The sequence below is a fragment of the Serratia sp. Z4 genome, from assembly GCF_009900725.1.
Lineage (GTDB): Bacteria > Pseudomonadota > Gammaproteobacteria > Enterobacterales > Enterobacteriaceae > Serratia > Serratia nematodiphila.
On the sequence record NZ_JAAABD010000010.1, the window covers coordinates 95,402 to 119,913 of the forward strand.

A 24,512-nucleotide genomic window follows, 5' to 3' on the forward strand; every position below is an offset into this window, starting at 1 on the left:
ATTACTCTTTAGGCCTCATCCACCGAACCGAGAGCCGAGCGAGCCCATGACGCGTAAACCAGCCACGATTGCCGTACGCAGCGGCCTGAACGACGACGAACAGTACGGCTGCGTTGTCCCGCCGATTCATTTGTCCAGCACCTATAACTTTACCGACTTCAACCAACCCAGAGCCCATGACTACTCGCGACGCGGCAACCCGACGCGCGACGTAGTGCAGCGCGCGTTGGCGGAGCTGGAAGGCGGCGCCGGCGCGGTGATGACCGGCAGCGGGATGTCGGCGATCCATCTGGTGACCACCGTGTTGTTGAAGCCCGGCGATCTGCTGGTGGCGCCGCACGACTGCTACGGCGGCAGCTATCGGCTGTTCGACAGCCTGAGCAAGCGCGGCGCCTATCGCGTGCTGTTCGTCGATCAGGGTAATGAAGAAGCCCTGCAGCAGGCGCTGGCGCAGAAGCCGAAGCTGGTGCTGATAGAAAGCCCCAGCAATCCGCTGCTGCGGGTGGTGGACATCGCGGCGATCTGCGCTGCCGCGCATGCGGCGGGCGCGTTGACGGTGGTGGACAACACCTTCCTCAGCCCGGCCCTGCAACAGCCGATCGAACTCGGTGCCGATCTGGTGGTCCATTCTTGCACCAAATACCTGAACGGGCATTCGGACGTGGTGGCCGGGGCGGTGATTGCCAAAGATCCCGAGCTGGCGGTCGAGCTGGCCTGGTGGGCGAACAACATTGGCGTGACCGGCGGCGCGTTCGACAGTTATCTGTTGCTGCGCGGCATGCGCACGCTGTCGCCGCGCATCAAGGCGGCGCAACAAAACGCTGAAGCGATTGTTGACTATTTACAGCAGCAACCGCTGGTGAAAAAGCTGTATCATCCCTCCCTGCCGGAGAATCCGGGGCATGAGATCGCCCGTCGTCAGCAGCGCGGTTTCGGCGCGATGCTGAGTTTTGAACTGGACGGCGATGAAGCGGTGCTGCGCCGTTTTCTCTCTGCCCTTGAGCTGTTTACTCTGGCAGAATCGTTGGGCGGCGTAGAAAGCCTGATCTCGCATGCAGCGACCATGACTCACGCCGGCATGGCGGCGGAGGCGCGGGCAGCGGCCGGCATCTCCGAGAGCCTGCTGCGCATTTCCGTGGGTATTGAAGACAGTGAAGATTTGATTGCCGATCTGGAACGCGCTTTCCAGGCGGCGGCAACGAGGTAAGCATGAATGCAATTGCTGTAGCAGGGCCGGTGAGCGGGCGTCAACTGCACAAGTTTGGCGGCAGCAGTCTGGCGGATGTGAAGTGTTATCTGCGTGTGGCCGGGATTATGGCGGAATACAGCCAGCCGGGCGACATGATGGTGGTATCGGCCGCCGGCAGTACCACCAACCAGTTGATCAACTGGCTGAAGCTCAGCCAGAGCGATCGCCTGTCTGCGCATCAGGTGCAGCAGACGTTGCGTCGCTATCATAGCGATCTTATCAGCGGCCTGTTGCCGCCGGAAAGCGCCGAGCCGCTGATCGCCGAGTTCATTCAGGATCTGGAACGTCTGGCGGGGCTGCTGGACGGCAACGTCGACGAGGTATGCTATGCCGAAGTGGTCGGGCACGGCGAGATCTGGTCGGCGCGCCTGATGGCGGCGGTGCTTAATCAGCTGGACATGCAGGCGGCCTGGCTGGACGCGCGTGATTTCCTGCGCGCCGAGCGCGCCGCGCAGCCGCAGGTGGATGAAGGCCGTTCTTACCCGCTGCTGCAGCAATTGATGGCTCAACATCCGGGCAAACGCCTGGTGGTGACCGGCTTCATTTCGCGCAACGACGCTGGGGAAACCGTGTTGTTGGGGCGTAACGGCAGCGACTACTCCGCCACTCAGGTCGGCGCGTTGGCCGGCGCTGCGCGCGTCACCATCTGGAGCGACGTGGCCGGGGTATACAGCGCCGATCCGCGCAAGGTGAAAGACGCCTGCTTGCTGCCGCTGCTGCGTCTGGACGAAGCCAGCGAGCTGGCGCGCCTGGCGGCGCCGGTATTGCACACCCGTACCCTGCAGCCGGTCTCCGGCAGCGATATCGATCTTCAGCTGCGCTGCAGCTATCAGCCGGAGCAGGGCTCGACGCGCATCGAGCGCGTATTGGCTTCCGGCACCGGCGCCAAGATTGTCACCAGCCACGACGATGTGTGCCTGATTGAACTGCACGTCGCCGCTCAACATGACTTCAAACTGGCGCAGAAAGAGTTGGATCTGGTGCTCAAGCGCGCGCAGATAAAACCGCTGGCGGTGGGCATCCACCCTGACCGCAACCTGGTGCAGCTGTGTTACACCTCCGAGGTGGTCAACAGCGCGCTGGCGACGCTGCAGGCCGCGGCGCTGCCAGGCGAGCTGCGCCTGCGTGAAGGGTTGGCGCTGGTGGCGATGGTCGGCGCCGGGGTGTGCAAGAACCCGCTGCACAGCCACCGTTTCTATCAGCAGTTGAAAGATCAGCCGGTCGAGTTCATCTGGCAGGCGGAAGATGGCATCAGCCTGGTGGCGGTATTGCGCCAGGGGCCGACCGCGCTGCTGATCCAGGGGCTGCACCAAAGCCTGTTCCGCGCCGAGAAGCGCATCGGTCTGGTGCTGTTCGGCAAGGGCAATATCGGCTCGCGCTGGCTGGAGCTGTTCGCCCGTGAGCAGACCAATATCTCCGCGCGCAGCGGCTTCGAATTTATCCTGGCGGGGGTGGTGGACAGCCGCCGCAGCCTGCTGAACTATGACGGGCTGGACGCCAGCCGCGCGCTGGCGTTCTTTGAGGACGAAGCGCAGGAGCTGGATGAAGAGTCGCTGTTCCTGTGGATGCGCGCGCACCCGTTCGACGATCTGGTGGTGCTCGACGTGACCGCCAGCGAAGAGCTGGCCGGGCAGTATCTGGATTTCGCCAGCTACGGTTTCCACGTGATCAGCGCCAACAAGTTGGCGGGGGCCTCGTGCAGCGACAGCTATCGCCAAATTCGCGACGCCTTCGCCAAAACCGGCCGCCACTGGCTGTATAACGCCACCGTCGGTGCCGGCCTGCCGGTCAACCACACGGTGCGCGATCTGCGCGACAGCGGCGACAGCATTCTGGCGATCAGCGGCATCTTCTCCGGCACGCTCTCCTGGCTGTTCCTGCAGTATGACGGCACGGTGCCGTTCACCGAGCTGGTGGATCAGGCCTGGCAGCAGGGGCTGACCGAACCGGATCCGCGGGTCGATCTCTCCGGCCAGGACGTGATGCGCAAGCTGGTGATCCTGGCGCGCGAAGCGGGCTACGACATCGAACCGAACCAGGTGCGGGTCGAGTCGCTGGTGCCGGCGGGCTGCGAGCTGGGCTCTGTCGATCAGTTCTTCGAGAACGGTGAGGCGCTGAACCAGCAGATGCAGCAGCGCTTTGAGGCCGCCAGCGAAATGGGCCTGGTGCTGCGCCACGTGGCGCGTTTCGACGCCAACGGCAAGGCGCGGGTCGGCGTGGAGGCGGTGCGCCCTGAGCATCCTCTGGCCTCGCTGCTGCCGTGCGACAACGTGTTCGCCATCGAAAGCCGCTGGTATCGCGATAATCCGCTGGTGATCCGCGGGCCGGGCGCCGGCCGCGACGTCACCGCCGGCGCGATCCAGTCAGACCTTAACCGATTGGCGCAGCTGCTTTAATCCTCTGCGGGCGCGGGTTCACCGCGCCCTTTTGCTTTTCCTGCCATACTTACCCTTGTCGCGATCATGAAATTCCCTCGTTGAGCGGGTGAGGATTAATCATCTTATTCCCCTCATTTTCCTGTTGACTCTTTAGCCAACATGCGGCATTTTCTATCTAGACGTCTAAACGTATAGACGCTCATCAAGATGAAATAAAAACAGTGATCGATAAGAGGTGAGCAGGGTATGAGTTTTTTCCACGCAAACCAGCGGGAAGCGCTGAATCAGAGTCTGGCGGAGTTGAACGGCCAGATTAACGTATCATTCGAGTTCTTCCCGCCACGCACCAGCGAGATGGAAGAGACCCTGTGGCAGTCGATAGATCGTCTGAGCATCCTCAAGCCTAAATTCGTTTCCGTCACCTACGGCGCCAACTCCGGCGAGCGCGATCGCACCCACAGCATCATCAAAGGGATCAAGGAACGCACCGGCCTGGAGGCGGCACCGCACCTGACCTGCATCGATGCCAGCCCGGCGCAGCTGCGCGACATCGCGACCGATTACTGGAACAGCGGCATCCGCCATATCGTGGCGCTGCGCGGCGATCTGCCGCCGGGCGGCGGCAAGCCGGACATGTACGCGACCGATCTGGTGGCGCTGCTGAAAGACGTGGGCGACTTCGATATTTCCGTCGCCGCTTACCCGGAAGTGCACCCGGAGGCGAAGAGCGCCCAGGCCGATTTGATTAACCTGAAACGCAAGATCGATGCCGGCGCCAGTCGCGCGATTACCCAGTTCTTCTTCGACGTTGAGAGCTACCTGCGCTTTCGCGACCGCTGCGTCGCCGCCGGTATCGACGTGGAAATCGTGCCGGGCATTTTGCCGGTGTCCAACTTCAAGCAGCTGCAGCGCTTCGCCACCATGACCAACGTGCGGGTGCCGAGCTGGATGACCAGCATGTTCGAAGGGCTGGACGACGATGCGGAGACCCGCAAAATGGTCGGCGCCAACATCGCCATGGACATGGTGAAGATCCTCAGCCGCGAAGGGGTGAAAGATTTCCACTTCTATACCCTGAACCGCGCCGAGATGAGCTACGCCATCTGCCACACGCTGGGCGTGCGCCCGGTGGCCGCCGCCTGACGGGCTTGCTCCATTGAAAAGGGCGTCGCTTTACCGCGGCGCCCTTTTTTTGTGGGGGAAGGCATAAAAAACGGCCCCGATAAACGGGGCCGCGATGAGGCTCACTAGCCGGTGTTGCGCATCCCGGCGGCGACGCCGGCGATGGTGACCATCAGCGCCTGCTCCACGCGGGCGTCCGGCTGCTCCTGCTGACGCGAACGGTGCAGCAGCTCGGCCTGCAAGACGTTCAGCGGGTCGGTATAGACGTTGCGCAGCGCGATGGATTCGGCGATCCACGGCAGGTCTTCCATCAGGTGCGCATCGTTGGCGATGGTCAGCACTACCTTGATGTCGCTTTCCAGCTGATCGCGCAGCTGTTGGCCCAGCGGCCACAGCGATTTATCCACCAGGCGCTGATCGTAGTATTCCGCCAGCCACAGGTCGGCTTTGGCGAACACCATTTCCAGCATGGCGATGCGGGTGGAGAAGAACGGCCAATCGCGACACATCGCCTCCAGCTCCGCCTGTTTGCCGGCCTTCACCGCTTCCTGTAATCCGGCGCCGGCGCCGAGCCAGGCCGGCAGCATCAGGCGGTTCTGCGTCCAGGCGAAGATCCACGGAATGGCGCGCAGGCTCTCTACGCCGCCGTTCGGCTTGCGCTTGGCGGGGCGCGAGCCCAGCGGCAGTTTGCCCAGCTCCAGCTCCGGCGTGGCCGCGCGGAAGTAAGGCACGAAGTCCGGGTTTTCACGCACGTAGCCGCGGTACATCCGGCAGGAGGTGTCGGACAGGTCGTCCATCAACGCCCGCCATTCTTTCTTCGGTTCCGGCGGCGGCAGCAGGTTGGCCTCGAGGATCGCGCCGGCATACAGCGCCAGGCTGCTTATGGTGACTTCCGGCAGGCCGAACTTGAAGCGGATCATCTCACCCTGTTCGGTGACGCGCAGGCCGCCCTTCAGGCTGCCCGGCGGCTGCGACAGCAGCGCCGCATGCGCCGGTGCGCCGCCGCGGCCGATGGAGCCGCCGCGGCCGTGGAACAGCGTCAGCGCCACGCCGGCCTTTTCACAGGTTTTGATCAGCGCGTCCTGCGCGCGGTACTGCGCCCAGGAAGCGGCCATCACGCCGGCGTCTTTCGCCGAGTCGGAATAGCCGATCATCACCATCTGTTTGCCCTGGATGAAGCCGCGATACCAGTCGATATTCAGCAACTGGGTCATTACGTCGTCGGCGTTGTTCAGGTCGTCGAGGGTTTCGAACAGCGGGGCGACCGGCAGAGCGAACGGGCAGCCGGCCTCTTTCAGCAGCAGGTGCACCGCCAGCACGTCGGAAGGCGTGCGCGCCATCGAAATCACGTAGGCGGCGATCGAGCCCTGCGGCGCTTCGGCGATCACCCGGCAGGTTTCCAGCACTTCCTGCGTGTCGGCGCTCGGTTGCCACTTCAGCGGCACCAGCGGGCGTTTGGAGTTCAGTTCGCGGATCAGGAACGCCTGTTTATCGGCTTCCGACCAGCTTTCATAGTCGCCCAGCCCCAGATAGCGGGTCAGCTCGGCGATGGCTTCGGTATGGCGGGTGCTCTCCTGACGCACGTCGATGCGCACCAACGGCACGCCGAAGCAGCGCACGCGGCGCAGGGTATCCAGCAGTTGACCATTGGCGATGATGCCCATGCCGCAGGCCTGCAGCGACTGGTAGCAGGCATACAGCGGCTCCCACAGCTGCTCGTTGTTCACCAGCAGGTCGTGCGGTTTCAGCACGCGCTCGCCCTTCAGGCGACCTTCCAGATAAGCCTGGGAACTCATCAGCTGGCTGCGCAGCTGCTTCATGATTTCGCGGTACGGTTCCTGCACCTCATCGCCGCCGGCGCGGGCGCGCAGCTCCGGGGTACATTCGGTCATCGACAGCTCAGAGACCAGCACCTGGATGTCGCGGGTGAACAGGTCGCAGGCTTTCCAGCGGCTGAGCAGCAGCACATGGCGGGTAATTTCGGCGGTCACGTTCGGGTTGCCGTCGCGGTCGCCGCCCATCCAGGAGGTGAAGCGCACCGGCACCGCTTCCACCGGCAGGCTGTAATCGATGGAGTTTTCCAGCTGTTCGTTGAATTCGCGCAGGAACGCCGGCACGCCTTCCCACAGGCTGTTTTCCACCACCGCAAAGCCCCATTTGGCTTCGTCGATCGGGGAAGGGCGGTGTTTGCGAATTTCATCGGTGTGCCACGACTGGGCCACCAGCTGGCGCAGGCGGCGCATGATCTTGTTGCGCTCGTAGTCGGCCAGATCGTTGTGATCGAGCTGGCTGAGGCAGGTGTTGACCTCCACCAGCTTGTGGATCAGGGTGCGACGGGTGATCTCCGTCGGGTGCGCCGTCAGCACCAGCTCGATGGAGAGTTGCGATACCGCGTGCTGAAGCTCTTTGTCGCTGAGCTTTTTGTCTTTGAGACGGCTGAACAGTTGAGCCAGCGCTTCCGGGTTGCTGGCGGCCTCGCCGTTGGGCGAAATGCTGTGGTACTGCTCGGCGACGTTGGTCAGGTTGAGGAACTGGCTGAAGGCGCGCGCCACCGGCAGCAGCTCGTCGTTGGACAGGTTCTGCAGGGTGGAGAGCAGCTCCTGGCGATGCGCTTCGTTGCCGGCGCGTGAGGATTTGGAAAGCTTACGGATGGTCTCAACGCGATCGAGAATATGCTCACCCAGCGCTTCTTTGATGGTATCGCCGAGCAATTTGCCGAGCATACTGACATTACTGCGCATTGCCGAATATTGTTCGTTCATATAACCCCTGACCCAGTTCTGTATGATTTTTATCTTGTAAATAAATTTCACGCGTCAGGCGCAGACCGCCTGCCTGATCACATCGCGTTCCTGTCCAATCGTCAATTGACACTATTTTTAGCAAAAAAACATCAAAATCGGCGCATTTTCTGAAATTTAATTACGGCGCGTCGGTTATCAGCACGGCTTATTTCGCCGTTTTCTACTTATTTTGAGTTAGGGGAAGCATAAAGCATTTCCCCTGTTAAATGTCGGGTTTATTGCCGGCAAAAGTGATTGACCAGCTGACCCAACAGTTTGCGCGTCGGTTCGATAAACGCGGTGTCGATGTACTCGTCCGGCTGGTGGGCCTGATCGATGGAGCCGGGGCCGAGCACCAGGGTCGGGCATACCTGTTGCACGAACGGCGCTTCGGTGCAGTAGTTGACCACCTGCGTGCGGGTGCCCAGCAGCTCCTCGATCACCGCTACCATGCGGTGGTCGGTCGGGCACTCGTAGCCCGGCACCGACGCGTGCAGCTCTTCGATGGTCAGGCGGCCCGGCCAGCGTTGGCTTACCGGCTCCAGCGCCTGATGCATCAGTTCGTTGATGTTGTCGAGCGTCATGCCGGGCAGCGGGCGGATATCCAGGTGCAGTTCGCAGCAGGCGCAGATGCGGTTGGCCGCGTCACCGCCGCTGATATGGCCGAAGTTCATGGTGGGATAAGGCACGGCGAACGCCGGGTTGTTGTAGCGCTCCTGCAGGGTCTTGCGCAGCTCCATCAGGCGGCCGATGGACTCGTGCATCAGATCGATGGCGTTGACGCCGCGCGCCGGATCGCTGGAGTGGCCGGACTGGCCGACGATGCGAATGGCGTTGGCCATGTGGCCCTTGTGCGCGCGCACCGGCTGCAGCGAGGTCGGCTCGCCGATGATGGCGAAATCCGGCCGAATGGCGGTGGAGGCGGCGAAATAACGCGCTCCGGCCATCGTCGTTTCTTCATCTGCGGTGGCTAAAATGTACAGCGGCTTGGTCAGCTTGCTCGCGTCGATATCGCGCACCGCATCCAGAATAAAGGCGAAGAAGCCTTTCATGTCGGCGGTGCCCAGCCCGTAGAGCTTGTTGTCGTGCTCGGTCAGGGTGAAGGGATCGCGCGTCCAGCGGCCTTCGTCGTAAGGCACCGTATCGGTGTGGCCGGCCAGCAGCAGGCCGCCGCTGCCTTCGCCGATGCTGGCCAGCAGGTTGAATTTGTGGCGCGACTCCGGCACCGGCTGTACGTCGACGCGAAAGCCCAGGTCGGCAAACCATCCTGCCAACAAGTTGATTAACGCCTCATTGCTCTGATCGAGGCCGGCATCGGTGGCGCTGATTGACGGAGTGGCGATCAACGCCCGGTACAGCTCAATAAATGGAGGTAATTTCATCTTCACTGTTGACAGCCTTTGGTTAGGATAGTATCAATATTCATGCATTTATTTTGAATAAAAATACAGTAAGCCGAAGCGTAAGGGAACCCGATGCCCGGATGTTTATAAAAGCATCAACGCCTGGCTCCGTGGGTGAACGGCGCAACAACGCTGGCTAGCCCTGTTACCTGGGTCGCAAGCGACCGCACGTCAGTTTAGAAGGTGAAAGGCCACATGTTGAATACGCTGATCGTTGGTGCCAGCGGTTACGCCGGAGCGGAGCTCACGGCTTACCTGAATCGCCACCCACACATGAACATAACCGCTTTAGCGGTTTCAGCGCAAAGTGCAGATGCAGGAAAGTTGCTTTCCGATCTCCATCCCCAGTTGAAAGGCATCGTCGATCTGCCGCTGCAGCCGTTGACCGACGTCGCCAAGGCGGCGCAGGGCATCGATGTAGTGTTCCTCGCCACCGCCCATGAAGTCAGCCACGATATCGCACCGGCTTTCCTGGCGGCGGGCTGCGTGGTGTTCGATCTGTCCGGCGCCTTTCGCGTGCAGGACGCCGGTTTTTATACCCAGTACTACGGTTTCGAGCATCAGCATGGCGCCCTGCTGGAGCAGGCGGTGTACGGCCTGGCGGAGTGGCAGAGCGACAAGATCAAACAGGCGCAGCTGATCGCGGTGCCGGGCTGCTACCCGACGGCGGCGCAGCTGGCGCTGAAACCGTTGATCGAAAAGCAACTGCTGAACCTCGACCAGTGGCCGGTGATCAACGCCACCAGCGGCGTCAGCGGCGCCGGGCGCAAGGCCAGCATGACCACCAGTTTCTGCGAAGTGAGCCTGCAGCCGTACGGTATTTTCACTCACCGGCACCAGCCGGAGATCGCCGCGCACCTGGGCGTGCCGGTCATCTTTACGCCGCACCTGGGCAATTTCCCGCGCGGCATTCTTGAAACCATCACCTGCCGCCTGAAAGCCGGCGTAACCGCGCAGGACGTGGCCGCCGCCTATCATGCCGCCTATGACGACAAGCCGCTGGTGCGGCTGTACGACCAGGGCGTGCCGGCGCTGAAAGCGGTGGTGGGGCTGCCGTTCTGCGACATCGGTTTTGCGGTGCAGGGCGAGCATCTGATCGCCGTGGCGGCGGAAGATAACCTGCTGAAAGGCGCGGCGGCGCAGGCGGTGCAATGCCTGAATATCCGTTTCGGCTTCCCGGAAACCCAATCACTCCTTTAAACCAGCGTGAGTAAACAGCAATGAACCCGTTAATTATCAAGTTAGGTGGCGTGTTATTAGACAGTGAAGAAGCACTGGAGCGTCTGTTTACCGCGTTGGACAGCTACCGGCAGCAGCATCAGCGTCCGCTGGTGATCGTGCACGGCGGCGGCTGCGTGGTGGACGAGCTGATGAAGCAGCTCGCTTTACCGGTGGTGAAAAAGAACGGCCTGCGCGTCACGCCGGCCGATCAGATCGACATCATCACCGGCGCGCTGGCCGGCACCGCCAACAAAACGCTGCTGGCGTGGGCGATTAAACACCAAATCAACGCCGTTGGCCTGAGCCTGGCGGACGGCGGCAGCGCAGTCGTGACCCAGCTCGATCCGGCATTGGGCCACGTCGGCAACGCGCAGCCCGGTTCGCCCGCGCTGCTTAATACCCTGCTGGGCGCCGGCTACCTGCCGGTTATCAGCTCCATCGGCATCACCGCCGAAGGGCAGTTAATGAACGTGAACGCCGATCAGGCGGCGACGGCGCTGGCGGCGACGCTGGGGGCGGATCTGATCCTGCTGTCGGACGTCAGCGGCATCCTCGACGGCAAGGGCCAACGCATTGCGGAAATGACGGCGCAAAAAGCGGAACAACTGATCGCGCAAGGCATCATCACCGATGGTATGGTGGTGAAGGTGAATGCGGCACTCGACGCCGCCCGCACCCTCGGCCGCCCGGTGGATATCGCCAGCTGGCGCCATGCCGATCAGCTTCCTGCTTTGTTTAACGGCGTGTCGATTGGCACCCGGATCCTCGCTTAATTTTAGAATTAGAAAGGAATAGATCATGCAAAACCAAGGCATCAAAAAAATCGTTCTGGCGTACTCCGGCGGCCTGGATACCTCGGCCATCATTCCATGGCTGAAAGAGAACTACGGCGGCTGTGAAGTGGTGGCGTTCGTGGCGGACATCGGCCAGGAGCGCAGCGATCTGGAAGGCGTGGAGCAAAAAGCCCTGCAGTCCGGTGCCTCTGAATGTCACGTGGTCGATCTGCGTGAAGAATTTATCCGCGATTACGTTTATCCGGTGCTGCAGACCGGCGCCCTGTACGAAGGCAGCTACCTGCTGGGCACCTCAATGGCGCGGCCGATCATTGCCAAGGCGCAGGTCGAGTTGGCGTTGAAAGTGGGCGCGGACGCGCTGTGCCACGGCGCAACCGGCAAAGGCAACGATCAGGTGCGTTTCGAAACCACCTACACCGCGCTGGCGCCGCAGCTGAAAGTGGTGGCGCCGTGGCGTGAGTGGAACCTGCGTTCCCGTGAAGCGCTGCTGGATTACCTGAAAGAGCGCAACATCCCGACTACCGCGTCGCTGGAGAAGATCTACAGCCGCGATGAGAACGCCTGGCACATCTCCACCGAAGGCGGCGTGCTGGAAAGCCCGTGGAATGCGCCGAACAAGGATTGCTGGGTATGGACCGTCGATCCGCAGGAAGCGCCGGATCAGCCTGAGCAGGTGACCGTCACCGTTGAGAAAGGCCGCGTTGTGGCGGTTAACGGTAAAGCGCTGTCGCCGTACCAGTGCCTGGAAACCCTGAACGCGCTGGGCGCCAAGCACGGCGTCGGCCGTATCGACATCGTGGAAAACCGTCTGGTGGGCATCAAATCCCGCGGCTGCTATGAGACCCCGGGGGGCACCATCATGGTGGCGGCGCTGCGCGCCGTCGAGCAGCTGGTGCTGGACCGCGACAGCTTCAAATGGCGCGAGCAGCTGGGCCTGGAGATGTCCTATGTGGTGTACGACGGCCGTTGGTTCGCGCCGCTGCGCCGCTCGCTGCAGGCCTCTGCCGAAGCATTGGCTGAAGAGGTGAACGGCGAAGTGGTGCTGCAGCTGTACAAAGGCCAGGTGACGGCGATCCAGAAAAAATCCGCCAACAGCCTGTACTCCGAAGAGTTCGCCACCTTCGGCGAAGACGAAGTTTACGATCACAGCCACGCGGGCGGCTTTATCCGCCTGTTCTCTCTGTCTTCACGCATCCGCGCGTTGAACGAGAAAAAGAATAAATAACCGATTGGCGTGACTCTGCAAGGGCGCAGCATGCTGCGCCCTTTCGCATAAAAATTCAGGAGTAAAGGTATGGCACTTTGGGGCGGACGGTTCACTCAGGCGGCGGATCAGCGGTTCAAACAACTCAACGATTCGCTGCGGTTCGATTATCGCCTGGCGGAGCAAGATATCGTGGGCTCGGTGGCCTGGTCGAAGGCGCTGGTGACCGTTAACGTGTTGACGGCAACGGAGCAACAGCAGCTGGAGCAGGCGCTGAATGCCTTGCTGACGGAAGTCCAGGCCGATCCTTTGGCGATCGTGCAAAGCGATGCCGAAGACATCCACAGCTGGGTGGAGCAGAAGCTGATCGAGAAGGTCGGCGATTTGGGCAAGAAGCTGCACACCGGCCGCAGCCGCAACGATCAGGTGGCGACCGATCTGAAGCTGTGGTGCAAACAGCAGATCGGCGATCTGCATCAGGCGATCGTCCAGCTGCAGCAGGCGCTGGTGGAGACCGCCGAAGCCAACCAGGATGCGGTGATGCCGGGGTATACCCACCTGCAACGCGCGCAGCCGGTGACTTTCGCGCACTGGTGCCTGGCCTATGTCGAGATGCTGGCGCGCGATGAAAGCCGTCTGCAGGACACCCTGAAACGGCTGGACGTCAGCCCGCTGGGCAGCGGCGCGCTGGCCGGCACTGCTTATCCTATCGATCGCGAGCAACTGGCCGGCTGGCTGGGCTTCGCCTCGGCGACCCGCAACAGCCTGGACAGCGTATCCGATCGCGATCACGTGTTGGAACTGCTGTCCAACGCCGCCATCAGCATGGTGCACCTGTCGCGCTTCGCCGAAGATCTGATCTTTTTCAACAGCGGCGAGGCGGCGTTTGTCGAGCTGTCCGACCGCGTGACCTCCGGCTCTTCGTTGATGCCGCAGAAGAAAAACCCGGACGCGCTGGAGCTGATCCGCGGTAAGTGCGGTCGCGTACAGGGCGCGCTGACCGGCATGATGATGACGCTGAAAGGCCTGCCGCTGGCGTACAACAAAGACATGCAGGAAGACAAAGAAGGGTTGTTCGACGCGCTCGACACCTGGATGGACTGCCTGCAGATGGCGGCGCTGGTGCTGGACGGCATTCAGGTGAAGCGCCCGCGCTGCCAGGAAGCGGCGGAGCAGGGCTATGCCAACGCCACCGAGCTGGCGGACTACCTGGTCGCCAAGGGCGTGCCGTTCCGCGAAGCGCACCATATCGTCGGTGAGGCAGTGGTAGAAGCGATTCGCCAGGGCAAACCGCTGGAAGCGCTGCCGCTGGCGGATTTGCAGCAGTTCAGCGCGACGATCGCTGACGATGTCTACCCGATCCTGGCGTTGCAATCCTGCCTGGACAAACGTGCGGCCAAAGGCGGCGTTGCGCCGCAGCAGGTCGCCGCGGCAATCGCCGCAGCGAAACAGCGTTTGGCTTGACGACGACAAGGGCGGCCTGGCGCCGCCCTTGAACCTCTACCCCGCCAGGCGGGCGCACAGATAACGGTTCAGGCTCACGCCTTCCTCCATCGCGCCAATCGCCAGCCGGCGATGCTGTTCCGGCGTCATGCGCAGTACCAGTTTGCCGCTGAAGTTCTTTTCCGCCAGCGCCTGCGGCGGCGTTTCGCCTTGCGCCAGCATATCGGCGATCGTTTCGCTCACCACTCTTTCGATGCCCTCCAGTGCGCCAGTACGCGTGGCGGCCAGCCAGGACAGAGAGGGGAATTCGGCGCACAGCCCGACATATTCACGATCTTCCGCTGACCAGGTGATGCGATAGGTATAGTGTTCATGCTTTTCCATGCTCTTCCTCCATTCTGGTTCTGCCCTCCATTTCAGTGTCATTATTGATATCACTTCAATGCCAAAGCATAAAAAATGCGTGCAGGAGGGGCGTGAGGCAAGAGGAGGGAGGCAAATGTGGAAAGTGCTGCGCAAAAAAACCGGGCCTGAAGGCCCGGTGGGTATGAATGGAGAATGAGGGGTTATTCGCCCGGACAGCGCTGGCAGCGCTCGATTTCGGCCGCGCCGAGTTTGAGCTTCGCCTGCAGGTCGCGCAGCGCGGTGCGCAAGCCTTCTTCGATCACTGGATGATAGAACGGCATGTCCAGCATCTGATCGACGGTCATCTGCTGCTGGTGCGCCCAGGCCAACAGATGCGCAATGTGTTCGGCGTCCGGGCCGATCATTTCCGCACCGAGGAAACGGCCGGTGCCCTGTTCGCCGTAAACGTGCAGAACGCCCTTGTTGCGCAGCATCACCCGCGAGCGGCCCTGATTCTCAAACGAGACCTTGCCCACTTCAAAACAGCCGCAGGCGCTGAACTTCTCGCTCAGCTCGCGGAAGGTCGAGCCGACCATGGCGATCTGCGGATCGGAGAACACCACCGAAATCGCGCTGCGGCGCAGACCCGGATTGATCTCCGGGAAGCTGCCGGCGTTGGCGCCGGCGATGCGCGCCTGATCGCTGGCCTCATGCAACAGCGGCAGCTGGTTGCTGGCGTCGCCGGCGATAAAGATATGCGGCACGCTGGTTTGCATCGTCAGGCGGTCGGCCAGCGGCACGCCTCGAGCGTCGAGCTGCAGGCCGGTATTTTCGAGGCCAAGCCGATCGACGTTGGGGCGGCGGCCGGTGGCGGCCAGCACGTAGTCCACCAGGATCTCCTGCGACTGGCCCTGCAGATCCTGATAGCGGATAAATACGCGGTCGCCTTCGCGCTGCATCATCTCCACTTTCACGTCGGCGTCGAGGTAGAACTCTTCCCCCAGCGCCTTCGCAGCGTAATCGCGCACGGCGCTGTCGGTGAGCGGCCCGACGGCGCCGCCGATGCCGAAGACTTTGGTGTCGACGCCGAGGCGGTGCAGCGCTTGCCCCAGCTCCAGCCCGATCACGCCGGGGCCGAATACCGCCACGGACTGCGGCAAGTCATCCCAGTTGAACAGATCGTCGTTGACGATCAGGCGATCGCCCAGTTCATTCCACGGCGCCGGCCAGCTGGGGCGAGAGCCGGTGGCGATCACGATGCGCTGCGCCACAATGCGCGTATGGTCATCGACCTGCAGCGTGTTGTCGTCGATAAAGCGGGCATAGCCCTGAATTTTGTCGGCGGCCGGGATCTCGTCCACGCCTTCCAGCACGAAGCCGACGAAACGATCGCGTTCGCGTTTGACGCGCGCCATCACCTCGCGTCCGTCGATACGCGTTTTGCCGGTTGGGTGCACGCCAAAGCCCGGCGCACGTTCGATTTGATGCACCGCTTCGGCGGCGGCGATCAATAATTTGGATGGCATGCAGCCAACGCGCGCACAGGTGGTGCCATAAGGCCCACCTTCGATCATCACCACGCTGGGGGTAGACAGTTTGGCCGCTCGGTAGGCGCCGAGCCCTGCGGTGCCGCCGCCGATGACCGCGACATCAACGTTCAACAGTTTCATATCCGCTCCTGAAAGGTAAAAAAAGGGCGGGCCGTAGCCCGCCAAAGTTCACGTTGGCTTTGTTATTACTTATTAAGCTGACAAGAATGTTTCCAGATCGTCGCTGCCGCCGATGTGACGGCCGCCGATGAATACCTGCGGCACCGTGGCGCGGCCGCTGACGGCGCGCAGGCTGACGGTGGTGGCGTCTTTGCCCAACACGATCTCTTCATATTGAATGCCGCGCTCTTGCAGCATCTGCTTGGCTTTGGCGCAGAATGGGCAGCCCGGTTTGGTGAACAGGGAGACCGATTCCTGCACTTTGAATTCCGGCGCCAGGTATTTCAGCATGGTGTCGGCGTCGGACACTTCAAACGGGTCGCCCGGCTTGTTTGGTTCGACAAACATTTTCTCGACCACGCCGTCGCGCACCAGCATCGAGTAGCGCCAAGAGCGAGGGCCAAAGCCCAGATCCGCTTTCTCGACCAGCATGTTCATGCCTTTGGTGAATTCACCGTTGCCGTCCGGCACGAAGGTGATGTTTTCCGCATGCTGATCGGCTTTCCAGGCGTTCATGACGAAGGTGTCGTTCACCGAGACGCAAAGAATGCTGTCGACGCCGTGCTGCTTGAATACGCTGGACAGTTCGTTGTAGCGCGGCAGGTGGCTCGAAGAACAGGTCGGCGTAAACGCGCCCGGCAGCGAGAAAACAATGACGGTTTTGTTTTTGAACAGGTCATCAGTGGTCACATCAATCCATTGGTCGCCCTGACGGGTGTGGAAAGTAACCTGAGGAACTTTCTTGCCTTCTTGACTGGTAAACATTGATTAACCCCTTAATTAGGAAAAGTAATTTTTAGCATTTAGCGCGATATCGCTTCGTTGGGACACATTATTGTCGCTGGGGCTTGATAGATCTAATCGCTCATTGCTATCTTATCTATCGCCATGAGCTATCATGGAATGGAGGGAAACAATGAATATTCGTGATTTAGAGTATCTGGTCGCCTTGGCCGAGCACCGGCACTTCCGCCGCGCGGCCGATTCATGCCATGTAAGCCAACCCACGCTGAGCGGGCAGATCCGCAAGCTGGAAGACGAGTTGGGCGTCATGCTGCTCGAGCGCACCAGCCGCAAGGTGCTGTTCACCCAGGCGGGTCTGTTGCTGGTGGAGCAGGCGCGTACCGTGCTGCGCGAAGTGAAAGTGTTGAAGGAGATGGCCAGCCAGCAGGGCGAAGCCATGTCCGGGCCGCTGCACATCGGCCTGATCCCGACAGTGGGGCCTTATCTGCTGCCGCAGATCATACCGACACTGCACAAAACCTTCCCGAAACTGGAAATGTACCTGCACGAAGCGCAAACCCACCAACTGCTGGCGCAACTCGACAGCGGCAAACTGGACTGCGCCATTCTGGCGTTGGTGAAGGAAACCGAGGCGTTTATCGAAGTGCCTCTGTTCGATGAACCGATGAAGCTGGCGGTGTACTCCGATCACCCGTGGGCGCAGCGCGAGCGCGTGGCGATGCCGGATTTAGCGGGAGAGAAACTGCTGATGCTGGAAGATGGCCACTGCCTGCGCGATCAGGCGATGGGCTTCTGCTTCCAGGCGGGCGCGGACGAAGATACTCACTTCCGCGCCACCAGTCTGGAAACGTTGCGCAATATGGTCGCTGCCGGCAGCGGCATTACCCTGCTGCCGTCACTGGCGGTGCCGCCGCAGCGCGAACGCGACGGCGTGTGCTATCTGGATTGCTACAAGCCGGAACCGAAGCGCACCATCGCGTTGGTGTATCGCCCCGGTTCCCCACTGCGCAGCCGTTATGAGCAGTTGGCCGAAGCGATCCGCGAGCACATGCAGGGCTACATCGACAGCGCGTTAAAACAGGCGGTTTAAGCCGTTAAGCGCCGCCACCCGGTAGGCTTCGGCCATGGTCGGATAGTTGAAGGTCGTATTAACGAAATACTCGATAGTATTGCCTTCACCTTTCTGTTCCATGATCGCCTGGCCGATGTGGATGATCTCCGCCGCACGCTCGCCGAAGCAGTGGATCCCAAGGATCTGCAGGGTGTCGCGATGGAACAGGATTTTCAGGCTGCCGACGTTCATCCCGGCTATCTGCGCGCGCGCCAGATGCTTGAACTGGGCGCGGCCCACTTCATACGGCACCTTCATCGCGGTCAGTTCCTGCTCGGTTTTGCCGACGGAGCTGATTTCCGGAATGGTGTAGATGCCGGTCGGGATATCTTCGATTAAGTGACCGCTGGCTTCGCCGGAGGCGATCGCTTGCGCGGCGATGCGGCCCTGATCGTAGGCGGCGGAAGCCAGGCTCGGATAGCCGATCACGTCACCGACCGCATAAATGTGCGACAGCGCGGTTTGATACATGCTGTTCACTTTCAGCAGCCCGCGGCTGTCCGACTCCAGACCAACGTTCTCCAACCCCAACGAATCGGTGTTGCCGGTACGGCCGTTGGCGTACAGCAGGCAGTCCGCTTTCACCTTCTTGCCGGACTTCAGGTGCACGATCACGCCGTCTTCGGTGCCTTCGATCTTCTCGAATTCTTCGTTGTGGCGGATCACCACGCCGTTGTTCCAGAAGTGGTAAGAGAGCGAATCCGACATCTCCTGATCGAGGAACGCCAGCAGCCGATCGCGGGTGTTGATCAGATCCACCTTGACGTTCAGGCCGCGGAAGATGGACGCATATTCGCAGCCGATCACCCCGGCGCCGTAAATGATCACGTGGCGCGGTTCATGGCTCAGCTCGAGAATGGAGTCGCTGTCGTAGATGCGCGGGTGATTGAAATCGACGCTGGCCGGATGGTAAGGGCGCGAGCCGCAGGCGATCACGATGTGGTCGGCGCGGATGGTGTCCTGGGTGCCGTCCATGTAGCTGACGCTGACGGTGTTGGCGTCGATGAAGCGCGCGTCGCCGGCGAACAGCTTGCACTGGTTCCGCTCATAGAACCCTTGGCGCATGCGGGTCTGCTGGCTGATGACGTTATCGGCGTGGCGTAAAATGTCAGGAAAGGTCGCGCTAAGCGTGCGCGAATTGTTGTAAAGCGGGTTCTGGTTGAATTCGATAATGCGGCTGACGGCGTGGCGGAGGGCTTTGGAAGGGATGGTGCCCCAATGGGTGCATCCGCCGCCTACGTTGTTGTACCGTTCGATAACGGCCACACGGGCGCCCTGTTTCACCAGCCCCATGGCGGCACCTTCACCACCAGGGCCCGAGCCAATCACTATGGCATCAAATTGATAGTGCTGTTGCATGTAGGAGAGACCTGTTTTTTTATACAAGATTACAACGGTATCTTAACATCATAGCGCTGCTCACCCAATCACCATTAGGCTTTTTGAGTCAAAGCACAATCGGCTCAGGGCGGAAGTGTGATAGAGCGCGTTAGTATAAATGCTGTTGCAATAAAATTTGCTATATTGCCGAGTCTAGGGCGTTAGACTGAGAGAATGGAACCTATCCGGATATGCATATGGGCGTCAGAGCACAACAAAAAGAACGGACTCGTCGTTCCCTGATCGAAGCCGCATTCAGCCAGCTGAGCGCCGAACGCAGCTTCGCCAGCCTGAGCCTGCGGGAAGTTTCACGCGAGGCGGGCATCGCGCCCACGTCGTTTTATCGCCATTTCCGCGATGTGGACGAGCTGGGGCTGACCATGGTGGACGAAAGCGGCCTGATGCTGCGTCAGTTGATGCGCCAGGCGCGCCAACGCATCGCCAAGGGCGGCAGCGTGATCCGCACCTCGGTGTCCACCTTTATGGAATTTATCGGCAACAACCCGAACGCCTTCCGCCTGCTGCTGCGCGAGCGCTCCGGCACGTCGGCGGCATTTCGTGCGGCGGTGGCGCGCGAGATCCAGCATTTCATCGCCGAACTGGCGGACTACCTCGAGTTGGAAAACCACATGCCGCGCAGCTTTACCGAAGCGCAGGCCGAAGCGATGGTCACCATCGTGTTCAGCGCCGGCGCGGAAGCGCTGGATATCGACGTCGAGCAGCGGCAGCAGCTGGAAGAACGGCTGGTGCTGCAGCTGCGGATGATCTCCAAAGGGGCGTATTACTGGTATCGTCGCGAACAAGAAAAAGCTTCTGTGTCCCACGTATAAAAAAGGTAAAAAATGATGGAAAAACCAGGCCGTGAAAATGGCACCTTACTGCTGGCGTTGATTGCCGGCCTTTCGATCAACGGTTCCTTTGCCGCGCTGTTCAGCTCGGTGGTGCCGTTTTCGATCTTCCCGCTGATTGCGTTGGTGCTGGCGGTGTACTGTCTGCATCAGCGTTACCTGAACCGCGCCATGCCGGACGGCATGCCGAAGCTGGCGGCGGCCTGCTTCCTGCTGGGGCTGTTGATGTACAGCGCCATCGTGCGCGCCGAATACCCGCAGATCGGCTCCAACTTCCTGCCGTCGGTGATCTGTGTGGCGCTGGTGCTGTGGATCGGGGTCAAGCTAAAGGCGCGCAAGGCGCTGGATGCGCCGACTCAAGAGCCGTAATGAAACGGGGCGCCATCATGGCGCCCCTGTCGTATCAGCGGTGTTTTTCCAGCAACACGCCGCATTCCATGTGATGGGTATACGGGAACTGGTCGAACAGCGCCAGGCGGCTGACCCGGTGCGTGGCCTGCAGCGTTTCCAGGTTGGCGCACAGCGTTTCCGGATTGCATGAAATATACAGAATGCGCGGGTAAGCCTGCACCATCTTCACCGTTTCCGCGTCCAGCCCGCTGCGCGGCGGATCGACGAAAATCGTCTCGCAGTTGTAGCCGCTCAGATCGATGCCTTTCAACCGGTTGAATTCGCGTACTCCGTTCATCGCCTGGGTGAAGTCTTCCGCCGCCATGCGGATGATCTGCACGTTGTCGATATGGTTGGCGGCGATGTTGTACTGCGCCGCCGCCACCGACGGCTTGGCGATCTCGGTCGCCAGCACGCGCTCGAAATTGCGCGCCAACGCCAGCGAGAAGTTGCCGTTGCCGCAGTACAGCTCCAGTAAATCGCCTTTGGAACCGGCGGTGACCGCCAGCGCCCATTCCAGCATCTGCACGTTCATGGCCGCGTTGGGTTGAGTAAAGCTGTTTTCCACCTGGCGGTAGATCATATCGCGGCCGGCGACCGGCAGCACTTCGTCAACATAATCCTGGTCGAGCATGATCTTGGTCTTCGACGCTCGGCCGATCAGCTGCAGGTCAAAACCCTGCGCGCGCAGCTCGTCGCGCAGTTGCTCGGCGCGCTGCTGCCAAGCGTCATCCAGCTTGCGGTGATACAGCAGCGAAGCGATGATTTTGCCGCTTCTCGTCGACAGATAATCTATCTGGAACAGCTTGTGGCGCAGGATCGGCTCCGGTTTCAGCGCGGCGATCAGGGCGCTCATCAGGCGGTTGATCAGTTCGCTGGCGGCCGGGAATTGATCGACGCGAATACGCTGCTTGGTCTGCTGATCGAACATGATGTGATACATGTCTTCCGCGTCGTGCCAGATGCGGAATTCGGCGCGCATGCGGTAGTGGTCGACTGGCGAGCGGAACACTTCCGGCTCGGGCGCCGCGAACGGTGACATCAACGTCTTCAGGCGGGCGACTTTCTCCGCCAGTTGGTCATCGTAACGTTCAATAGGCAAATTCTCGGGCGTCATGTGTTTCTTCTCGTCAGGCAAATTTGATCAGCGGGGATTGTAGGGAATCAGCCCGTGAAGTCCAGTTTTGTCGCGTTTATTATTTGTAACATTAGTAGCAGTCTAGACATCTATTTGCATTGATCGTAGCATTGCCGTCCGGCCTCAAGCAGCGAGTGAAAAGGGAATCCGGTGTGAATCCGGAGCTGACGCGCAGCGGTAAGGGGAAGTCACGGCGATAGCGTTTTGACGCAGACACTGTCCACTGCAGGATGGGAAGTCATCGCCCGTTGCCGGTCGCGCCCCGCGGCCCGCAAATCCCAAGCCCGAAGACCTGCCGGTGTTACGTCGCAATATCCGTGGCCGTCGCGAACTACCGGCCATGATCCTGCGGCATCCGCCAATTAAGTTTGGATGCTTTTCTCATGACAATTACAAAAAATACGCTGCTGGCGGTGGTCTCCTCCGTCACGGCTTTTTCTGGATGGGCGCAAGACAACACTACAGCCACGAATGGCGATAACCTGGTGGTGACCGCCAACCGCTTCCCGCAGCCGGTTTCTTCCGTGCTGGCGCCGACCACCATCGTCACCCGTAACGATATCGATCGCTGGCAGGCCAAGAGCCTGACCGACGTGATGCGCCGTTTGCCGGGCGTGGACGTTGGCCAAAACGGCGGGTTGGGGCAAAAGAGCTCGCTGTTTATTCGCGGCACCAACTCCAGCCACGTGCTGGTGCTAATTGACGGCATTCGCCTTAATCAGGCGGGCGTCAGCGGCTCTTCTGACCTTAGCCAAATCCCGATTTCGTTGGTGCAGAAAGTCGAATACATCCGCGGCCCGCGCTCGGCGGTATACGGTTCCGACGCCATCGGCGGCGTGGTCAACATTATTACTACCCGCGAAAAGAACGGTACTACGCTCTCAGCCGGCGTCGGCTCCAACGGCTACCAATCCTATGACGCGTCGACTCAACAGCAGTTGGGCGACAGCACCGTGGCGACGGTGGCGGGTGACTACACCTACACCAAAGGGTATGACGTGGTGGCCTACGGCAGCACCGGCATGCAAAGCCAACAGGATCGCGATGGCTTTATGAGTAAGTTGCTGTATGGTGCGCTTGAGCACCAGTTCAGCGAATCGGTCAGCGGTTTTGTGCGCGGGTATGGTTACGACAACCGCACGGCGTATGATAGTTATTATTCCTCACCGACCAGCTCTCTGCTGGATACGCGCAAACTGTATAGCCAAACCTGGGATACCGGATTGCGCTATAAAGAAGGCATTTACGCAACACAAGTGATTGGCAGCTACAGCCATAGCAAGGATTACGATTACGATCCTCGCCTCGGCATGCATGACAGCTCGGCCAGCCTGGTGGATTCCGAACAGTACAACCTGCAGTGGGGCAATACGCTGCAGGTTGGACAGGGTACCGTAAGCTCTGGCGTCGACTGGCAGCAACAGAAAATCAAACCGGATTCCACCACCGTGAAGGGTGAAAAAAGCCAACGTGATGCAGGCATTTATCTGACCGCGCAGCAACTGGTTGGCCCGGTAACGCTGGAAGGCGCGGTTCGAGGTGACGATCATTCCGAGTTTGGCTGGCATGGCACCTGGCAAACCAGTGCGGCCTGGGAGTTCGTCGAGGGATACCGTTTTATCGCGTCGTATGGCACGGCGTTCAAAGCACCGAATATGAGCCAGCTATACGGCAACTTCGGTAACAACACCGATCTGAAACCGGAAGAAAGCAAGCAGTGGGAAGGTGGCTTTGAAGGGCTGACCGGCCCGGTGACCTGGCGCATCTCCGGTTATCGCAACGACATCGACAATTTGATCGATTCCACGGGGGAAACCAACTACGTCTATTACAACGTGGGTAAGGCGACCATCAAAGGGATTGAAGCTACGGCCTCGTTTGATACCGGCCCATTGACGCATCAGATTGGTTATGACTATGTCGATCCTCGCAACGCCAAGACCAATGAAGTGCTGCTGCGGCGCGCCAAGCAGCAGGTGAAATATGAGCTGGACTGGCAGCTGTATGACTTTGACTGGGCGGTGACTTATCAATATCTGGGTCAACGTTATGACAAGGATTACAGTACCTATCCGGAACAAAGCGTTAAACTTGGCGGCGTGAGTCTGTGGGATCTCGCAGTTTCGTATCCGGTCACATCTCATCTGACAGTTCGTGGTAGAATTGCCAACCTGTTTGATAAAGATTATGAGACGGCCTATGGCTACGCTACTCCAGGAAGAGAATACTACCTCACTGGAAGCTATACCTTCTAACAGCACCGCCACACCTCGCCCGACGGTGCTGGTTTTTGATTCCGGCGTCGGCGGGCTGTCGGTGTATCAGGAGATTCGGCAGTTGCTGCCGGATCTCCACTATATATACGCGTTCGACAACGTGGCGTTCCCCTACGGCGAGAAGTCCGAAGAGTTTATCGTTGGGCGCGTGCTGGAGATTGTCGGCGCGGTGCAGCAGCGTCATCCTCTGGCGATTGTCGTCATCGCCTGCAACACCGCCAGCACGGTCTCCTTGCCGGCCCTGCGCGAGCGTTTCAGTTTCCCGGTCGTGGGCGTGGTGCCCGCCATCAAACCGGCGGCCCGTCTTACCGTCAACGGCATTGTCGGCCTGTTGGCGACCCGCGGCACCGTACAGCGCAGCTATACCCATGAGCTGATTTCCCGGTTCGCCACCGATTGCAAGATTGAGCTGCTGGGCTCTTCTGAACTGGTGGAGCTGGCGGAAGCCAAGCTGCATGGCGAAGCCGTGCCGCTGCCGGTGCTGAAGAAGATCCTGCATCCGTGGCTGAGCATGCGCGAGCCGCCGGATACGGTCGTGCTGGGCTGCACCCATTTTCCTCTGTTAGCTGAAGAGCTGATGCAGGTGTTGCCGGAAGGCACCCGATTGGTGGATTCCGGCGCGGCGATTGCCCGCCGCACCGCCTGGCTCATCTCTACGCAGGAAAGCCTGGTCTCGAGCCAGGAAGAGAATCTGGCGTATTGCATGGCGTTAAATGAAGATACTGACGCTTTATTGCCCGTTTTGCAGGGCTATGGTTTTAAATCGTTGAAAAAACTGCCGCTTTAACGGTGTTTTGGTTAAACATTCAACGGTCGGAAAAAATATTGAAAATAGGGGTTGCGGCTCGCCGAGAACTCCCTATAATGCGCCTCCACTGACCGGGAACAACGACTGACAAGCCGCCGGGTCAGCGAGAAGAAAGCGAAATAAACGCTTGACTCTCCGGGCGAAAAGCGTAGTATACGCAGCCCGC

Annotated in this window: 19 protein-coding genes and 1 riboswitch; of the genes, 12 read left to right on the forward strand and 7 right to left on the reverse strand. The window is 60.4% G+C overall.

Going from position 1 to position 24,512, the window contains the following annotated elements; translation table 11 throughout:
• Nucleotides 1-46 precede the first annotated feature (46 nt).
• The 3 genes from metB to metF all read left to right on the forward strand — a co-directional run bounded on the left by metB (nt 47) and on the right by metF (nt 4,770).
• Entirely contained in the window at nt 47-1,207 is a 1,161-nt protein-coding gene (gene metB, locus GT753_RS23615) for a cystathionine gamma-synthase (protein ID WP_015379413.1), read from the forward strand.
• 2 nt (nt 1,208-1,209) lie between these two features.
• Nucleotides 1,210-3,645, forward strand: coding sequence for a bifunctional aspartate kinase/homoserine dehydrogenase II (locus tag GT753_RS23620; protein ID WP_015379412.1), 2,436 nt, complete (start codon nt 1,210-1,212; stop codon nt 3,643-3,645).
• 228 nt (nt 3,646-3,873) lie between these two features.
• Nucleotides 3,874-4,770 carry a methylenetetrahydrofolate reductase gene (metF, locus tag GT753_RS23625; RefSeq protein ID WP_004931071.1) on the forward strand — a complete coding sequence of 299 codons (897 nt, stop codon included), beginning with the start codon at nt 3,874-3,876 and terminating at the stop codon, nt 4,768-4,770.
• Nucleotides 4,771-4,874: 104 nt separating this feature from the next.
• On the opposite strand, the gene ppc is transcribed toward metF, so the two are convergent.
• Both ppc and argE read right to left on the reverse strand, forming a co-directional pair.
• Nucleotides 4,875-7,511: a phosphoenolpyruvate carboxylase gene (ppc, locus tag GT753_RS23630; protein ID WP_015379411.1), complete on the reverse strand. Its 2,637-nt coding sequence runs from the start codon at nt 7,509-7,511 to the stop codon at nt 4,875-4,877.
• 257 nt (nt 7,512-7,768) lie between these two features.
• Nucleotides 7,769-8,914 carry an acetylornithine deacetylase gene (argE, locus tag GT753_RS23635; RefSeq protein ID WP_015379410.1) on the reverse strand — a complete coding sequence of 382 codons (1,146 nt, stop codon included), beginning with the start codon at nt 8,912-8,914 and terminating at the stop codon, nt 7,769-7,771.
• 216 nt (nt 8,915-9,130) lie between these two features.
• Here argE and argC point away from each other — a divergent pair, with 216 nt between their 5' ends.
• The 4 genes from argC (at nt 9,131) to argH (ending at nt 13,618) form a co-directional block, all read left to right on the forward strand.
• Nucleotides 9,131-10,135 (forward strand): N-acetyl-gamma-glutamyl-phosphate reductase, encoded by a 1,005-nt coding sequence (argC, locus tag GT753_RS23640; RefSeq protein ID WP_004931065.1) that lies wholly within the window; start codon nt 9,131-9,133, stop codon nt 10,133-10,135.
• 20 nt (nt 10,136-10,155) lie between these two features.
• Nucleotides 10,156-10,929: an acetylglutamate kinase gene (gene argB, locus GT753_RS23645; RefSeq protein WP_015379408.1), complete on the forward strand. Its 774-nt coding sequence runs from the start codon at nt 10,156-10,158 to the stop codon at nt 10,927-10,929.
• 25 nt (nt 10,930-10,954) lie between these two features.
• Nucleotides 10,955-12,175: an argininosuccinate synthase gene (locus tag GT753_RS23650; protein ID WP_033649897.1), complete on the forward strand. Its 1,221-nt coding sequence runs from the start codon at nt 10,955-10,957 to the stop codon at nt 12,173-12,175.
• Nucleotides 12,176-12,244: 69 nt separating this feature from the next.
• Nucleotides 12,245-13,618: an argininosuccinate lyase gene (argH, locus tag GT753_RS23655; RefSeq protein WP_015379406.1), complete on the forward strand. Its 1,374-nt coding sequence runs from the start codon at nt 12,245-12,247 to the stop codon at nt 13,616-13,618.
• A gap of 36 nt (nt 13,619-13,654) precedes the next feature.
• On the opposite strand, the gene GT753_RS23660 is transcribed toward argH, so the two are convergent.
• The 3 genes from GT753_RS23660 to GT753_RS23670 form a co-directional block, all read right to left on the reverse strand.
• Complete coding sequence (locus GT753_RS23660; RefSeq protein WP_015379405.1) at nt 13,655-13,981, reverse strand: type II toxin-antitoxin system HicB family antitoxin; 327 nt, start codon at nt 13,979-13,981, stop codon at nt 13,655-13,657.
• 182 nt (nt 13,982-14,163) lie between these two features.
• On the reverse strand, nt 14,164-15,612 hold the full coding sequence (locus GT753_RS23665) for a dihydrolipoyl dehydrogenase (RefSeq protein WP_021504448.1): 1,449 nt from the start codon (nt 15,610-15,612) through the stop codon (nt 14,164-14,166).
• A gap of 72 nt (nt 15,613-15,684) precedes the next feature.
• Nucleotides 15,685-16,416, reverse strand: a complete 732-nt coding sequence (locus tag GT753_RS23670; RefSeq protein ID WP_004931051.1) for a glutathione peroxidase — start codon at nt 16,414-16,416, stop codon at nt 15,685-15,687.
• A gap of 151 nt (nt 16,417-16,567) precedes the next feature.
• Here GT753_RS23670 and oxyR point away from each other — a divergent pair, with 151 nt between their 5' ends.
• Nucleotides 16,568-17,485 carry a DNA-binding transcriptional regulator OxyR gene (oxyR, locus tag GT753_RS23675; RefSeq protein ID WP_015379402.1) on the forward strand — a complete coding sequence of 306 codons (918 nt, stop codon included), beginning with the start codon at nt 16,568-16,570 and terminating at the stop codon, nt 17,483-17,485.
• On the opposite strand, the gene sthA is transcribed toward oxyR, so the two are convergent.
• The gene (gene sthA, locus GT753_RS23680) at nt 17,468-18,865 is read right to left on the reverse strand and encodes a Si-specific NAD(P)(+) transhydrogenase (protein WP_004931047.1); all 1,398 of its coding nucleotides are present in this window, start codon (nt 18,863-18,865) and stop codon (nt 17,468-17,470) included. The genes oxyR and sthA overlap by 18 nt on opposite strands.
• Before the next feature lie 218 nt (nt 18,866-19,083).
• On the opposite strand from sthA, the gene fabR reads away from it, so the two are divergent.
• On the forward strand, nt 19,084-19,716 hold the full coding sequence (gene fabR, locus GT753_RS23685; protein ID WP_004931044.1) for an HTH-type transcriptional repressor FabR: 633 nt from the start codon (nt 19,084-19,086) through the stop codon (nt 19,714-19,716).
• Between the two features lie 15 nt (nt 19,717-19,731).
• Nucleotides 19,732-20,103 (forward strand): YijD family membrane protein, encoded by a 372-nt coding sequence (locus GT753_RS23690; RefSeq protein ID WP_004931042.1) that lies wholly within the window; start codon nt 19,732-19,734, stop codon nt 20,101-20,103.
• Between the two features lie 34 nt (nt 20,104-20,137).
• Here the strand turns inward: GT753_RS23690 and trmA are convergent, their stop codons facing one another.
• Entirely contained in the window at nt 20,138-21,241 is a 1,104-nt protein-coding gene (gene trmA / locus GT753_RS23695) for a tRNA (uridine(54)-C5)-methyltransferase TrmA (protein WP_075684465.1), read from the reverse strand.
• 122 nt (nt 21,242-21,363) lie between these two features.
• Nucleotides 21,364-21,577, forward strand: a riboswitch (cobalamin riboswitch).
• A 68-nt stretch (nt 21,578-21,645) separates the two neighbouring features.
• On the opposite strand from trmA, the gene btuB reads away from it, so the two are divergent.
• Together btuB and murI are read left to right on the forward strand one after the other, a co-directional pair.
• Entirely contained in the window at nt 21,646-23,517 is a 1,872-nt protein-coding gene (gene btuB / locus GT753_RS23700; protein ID WP_015379400.1) for a TonB-dependent vitamin B12 receptor BtuB, read from the forward strand.
• Nucleotides 23,462-24,325 (forward strand): glutamate racemase, encoded by an 864-nt coding sequence (gene murI, locus GT753_RS23705; RefSeq protein ID WP_015379399.1) that lies wholly within the window; start codon nt 23,462-23,464, stop codon nt 24,323-24,325. The genes btuB and murI overlap by 56 nt, the downstream gene beginning before the upstream one ends.
• Nucleotides 24,326-24,512 lie beyond the last annotated feature (187 nt).

Excerpts from the sequence above, each read along its gene's own strand:
- metB (WP_015379413.1), top strand. The coding sequence starts at position 47 with ATGACGCGTAAACCAGCCACGATTGCCGTACGCAGCGGCCTGAACGAC.
- GT753_RS23620 (WP_015379412.1), top strand. The coding sequence starts at position 1,210 with ATGAATGCAATTGCTGTAGCAGGGCCGGTGAGCGGGCGTCAACTGCAC.
- metF (WP_004931071.1), top strand. The coding sequence starts at position 3,874 with ATGAGTTTTTTCCACGCAAACCAGCGGGAAGCGCTGAATCAGAGTCTG.
- ppc (WP_015379411.1), bottom strand. The coding sequence starts at position 7,511 with ATGAACGAACAATATTCGGCAATGCGCAGTAATGTCAGTATGCTCGGC.
- argE (WP_015379410.1), bottom strand. The coding sequence starts at position 8,914 with ATGAAATTACCTCCATTTATTGAGCTGTACCGGGCGTTGATCGCCACT.
- argC (WP_004931065.1), top strand. The coding sequence starts at position 9,131 with ATGTTGAATACGCTGATCGTTGGTGCCAGCGGTTACGCCGGAGCGGAG.
- argB (WP_015379408.1), top strand. The coding sequence starts at position 10,156 with ATGAACCCGTTAATTATCAAGTTAGGTGGCGTGTTATTAGACAGTGAA.
- GT753_RS23650 (WP_033649897.1), top strand. The coding sequence starts at position 10,955 with ATGCAAAACCAAGGCATCAAAAAAATCGTTCTGGCGTACTCCGGCGGC.
- argH (WP_015379406.1), top strand. The coding sequence starts at position 12,245 with ATGGCACTTTGGGGCGGACGGTTCACTCAGGCGGCGGATCAGCGGTTC.
- GT753_RS23660 (WP_015379405.1), bottom strand. The coding sequence starts at position 13,981 with ATGGAAAAGCATGAACACTATACCTATCGCATCACCTGGTCAGCGGAA.
- GT753_RS23665 (WP_021504448.1), bottom strand. The coding sequence starts at position 15,612 with ATGAAACTGTTGAACGTTGATGTCGCGGTCATCGGCGGCGGCACCGCA.
- GT753_RS23670 (WP_004931051.1), bottom strand. The coding sequence starts at position 16,416 with ATGTTTACCAGTCAAGAAGGCAAGAAAGTTCCTCAGGTTACTTTCCAC.
- oxyR (WP_015379402.1), top strand. The coding sequence starts at position 16,568 with ATGAATATTCGTGATTTAGAGTATCTGGTCGCCTTGGCCGAGCACCGG.
- sthA (WP_004931047.1), bottom strand. The coding sequence starts at position 18,865 with ATGCAACAGCACTATCAATTTGATGCCATAGTGATTGGCTCGGGCCCT.
- fabR (WP_004931044.1), top strand. The coding sequence starts at position 19,084 with ATGGGCGTCAGAGCACAACAAAAAGAACGGACTCGTCGTTCCCTGATC.
- GT753_RS23690 (WP_004931042.1), top strand. The coding sequence starts at position 19,732 with ATGGAAAAACCAGGCCGTGAAAATGGCACCTTACTGCTGGCGTTGATT.
- trmA (WP_075684465.1), bottom strand. The coding sequence starts at position 21,241 with ATGACGCCCGAGAATTTGCCTATTGAACGTTACGATGACCAACTGGCG.
- btuB (WP_015379400.1), top strand. The coding sequence starts at position 21,646 with ATGACAATTACAAAAAATACGCTGCTGGCGGTGGTCTCCTCCGTCACG.
- murI (WP_015379399.1), top strand. The coding sequence starts at position 23,462 with ATGGCTACGCTACTCCAGGAAGAGAATACTACCTCACTGGAAGCTATA.